Origin of the sequence: Synechococcus sp. OH2, from assembly GCF_047462155.1 — a bacterium.
GTDB lineage: Bacteria > Cyanobacteriota > Cyanobacteriia > Thermostichales > Thermostichaceae > Thermostichus.
In genome coordinates, this window is sequence record NZ_JANSIR010000116.1 from 11,720 (window position 1) to 14,555 (window position 2,836).

Consider the following 2,836-nt stretch of genomic DNA (forward strand, 5'->3'; position numbering starts at 1 on the left):
TCCTACAACCTCGGAGTCAGCACGGCTACCATTCGCAACGACTTGGCCACTTTGGAGCAGGTTGGGTTGCTGTTCCAGCCCCACACCTCTGCCGGTCGGATCCCTTCTGACTTTGGCTATCGGGTCTATGTGAACGATCTGTTGACCTCCGCCAACATGGATGAGATCCCGAGCGATGCTCCCCAGCCGGAGCCCCATCCTGCGCTGCAGCAGTTGCTGGATCAGCTCAACCGTGAGCTGGGGGACGACCTCGATAGCCTCTTGCAGAGGGTGGCACAGCTTTTGGCCCACTTGAGCGGTTGCATCGCTCTCATCACCCCTCCCCAGGGGCCGGTGGTAGCCGTTCACCATGTGCAGTTGCTGCCGGTGGGGCCAGGGCGGGTGATGGTGCTAGTGGTTACGGATTCCTACCAAACCCATTCGGCCTTGGTTAGCCCACCGGAGTGGCCCGACGATCGGCGCGAGGATCTGGAAGATGAGCTGCAGCTACTGAGCAACTTTCTCACCCTGAAGTTGCGGGGCAAGACTTTTGCCGAGCTGCAGGATCTGAGCTGGTTGAAGCTGGATGAGGAGTTTCGCGCTTACAGCCATTGGCTGCAGCAACTGCTGCGCTCGGTAGTGCAGCGCTACCTACGGCCCTCGCTGGGACAGGTGTTCAGCGCGGGCATGACGGAGCTGATGCGGCAGCCGGAGTTTTCCCAGGCCCAGCGGATGCAGGCGGTAGCCCAGTTGATCGAAAAGGGATCCGAGCAGCTTCAGGGGATGATCGGGCTCTATTCCATGCCAGATAGCCCGTCCACGGGCGAAGCAACTCTTTCGGCCACGGCGGCCAGGAACAAGGCATCCTCTAGCACTCCAGAGCAGGATCCATCCCACAACGTTCCCGTGATCATCTACATTGGCAGCGAGAACCCGCTGGAATCTCTGCACCACTGCACGGTCATTGCCTCAGTTTATCGCCGCCGCTCGGCGCCCCTGGGTGCGGTCACCCTGCTGGGGCCGACCCGCATGGCCTACGAGCGGAGCATCGCTGCTGTGCAGACGGTGGCCTCCCATCTCACTCGGGCCCTTGCCTGAGGGATCCCAGGGAGAACGCGAGGTCTGGGTTGCCCCCGAGCAATAGCCAACTGTGGCCAGGCTTTCTCCTCTTCACCTGCGGGTTCAGTGTGCCATTCGCGAGCGGCAACTGCTTCGCCCCGGCCAGCGGCTGCTGGTAGCTTTTTCTGGCGGACAAGATTCTTTTTCCCTGCTCCAGATCTTGCGGGATTTGCAGCCTCGCTGGGGCTGGCAGATCTTTGTTTTGCACTGTGATCACCGTTGGTCAGCCGATGAGACGGAGTGTGCCAAGTTTTTGCAGGGATGGCTGCAACAGCAGGGCCTGCCCCACGCCGTTGAGACTGCCGATCCCATCCGCTGGGATGAGGCGGGGGCCAGGGCTTGGCGCTACCAGCAACTGAACAAATGGGCGCGCACCTGGAGTTGCGAGGTGGTGACCACAGGGCACACGGCCAGCGACCGGGCGGAGACGTTTTTGTGGAACCTGCTGCGGGGCACGGGGGCTGCCGGCCTGGTCAGCCTAGATTGGCAACGGCGTTTGGACGAGCGGGATCCCACCTCCGCTTGGTTGGTGCGTCCCCTGCTGGGCCTTTCCCGCTGGGAAACGGAAGAGTTCTGCCGACAATACCAGTTGCCGGTCTGGCCGGATCGCAGCAACCAGGATCTGGCTCATGGCCGCAACCGCCTTCGCTTAGAGGTGATGCCCTATCTCAAGCAGCACTTTAACCCGCAACTGGAAGCGGCTTTGAATCGGGCAGCCACACTGTTGCAGGCAGAGCATGAGCTGGTGGTGGCGCAAGCCGCCCAACTGTGGTTACAGGTGTACGAGCCCGCTTTGCCGGGGCTGCAGCGGGATCCCTTGCGGGCTGCGCCCCTGGCTTTGCAGCGGCAGGTGATGTTTCAATTCTTGTCGCTGCTGCTGCCCCATCACCCAACTTTTGAGCAGGTGGAAGCCGGGATGCGGCTCCTGAAAGCAGGCCGCCGCAGCCGCAGCCCCGACTACCCTGGCGGAGGCTGGCTAGAGGTGAAGGGGGATCACCTGGTCTGGATCTCTGCTCAGTGAGAGCTCTCCCCCTCCTGCAACGGCTGAGAACCTCAACCAATAGTTAACAGCACAGTTCAGATTTGCACGGCAACTACCGTCCCAGAAAATCCTTACTGGGGACAAACGAGGGTCTACTCAGAGGAAGCTCGATGGGAGCCTCACAGAGGGTAAAGCTGGAGGCCTCGACTTTAGTGCGGGGAGGAAGGCTACTCTGGAACTTTGGTGGCCAAAGTGGCGACTCCTTCGCAAGATACCCCACTGTATACTGTAGGGGGGATAGCTCCTGCGCGAATGATGGAGCATGACTCAAGTTCTAACTATCTCCCGCAAGCTCAAGGTATCTGCGTCGCAAGCCGCCAAGCTGGATGCAACCAAGGCCTCCGGCCCGCTGGCGCGAGCGTGAACGAGTTAACCAACAGCCGCGCAGCCAGAGAGAGCGGCGGCGGTTGAACAGTTGGGCCTTCTACCCGTTGCGGCAGTTTGTGCACTACAAGGCAATGAGGGTAGGGGCCAGGGTTGTGGTGGTGCCGCCTGCCTGCAGCTCACAGACCTGCCACCGTTGCTTGTGGCTTGGCCAGCGGGAAGCATTTTCGCTGTGTCAACCCCGTCTGTAGTTGGGAAGGGGATGCGGATTTTAACGCTGCCACTCGCGTTAGCGGGACGGAGTCCCTAAGCTCCCGACTTCAGTGGGGGAAGTTTACCCTGGCAAGCGAGCAAAGCTGACTCCTGGGTAGT

The 2,836-nt window shown here is 61.0% G+C and carries 2 protein-coding genes and 1 pseudogene; all 3 read left to right on the top strand.

The window, feature by feature from the left end; genetic code table 11:
- Nucleotides 1-1,077: HrcA family transcriptional regulator (locus NW835_RS12400; protein ID WP_414415443.1), on the top strand; the 1,077-nt coding region annotated here is incomplete at its 5' end.
- A 52-nt stretch (nucleotides 1,078-1,129) separates the two neighbouring features.
- Nucleotides 1,130-2,119: a tRNA lysidine(34) synthetase TilS gene (tilS, locus tag NW835_RS12405; protein WP_414365221.1), complete on the top strand. Its 990-nt coding sequence runs from the start codon at nucleotides 1,130-1,132 to the stop codon at nucleotides 2,117-2,119.
- A 380-nt stretch (nucleotides 2,120-2,499) separates the two neighbouring features.
- Nucleotides 2,500-2,758 (top strand): annotated as a pseudogene (locus NW835_RS12410) (zinc ribbon domain-containing protein); the annotation flags it as partial.
- Nucleotides 2,759-2,836 lie beyond the last annotated feature (78 nt).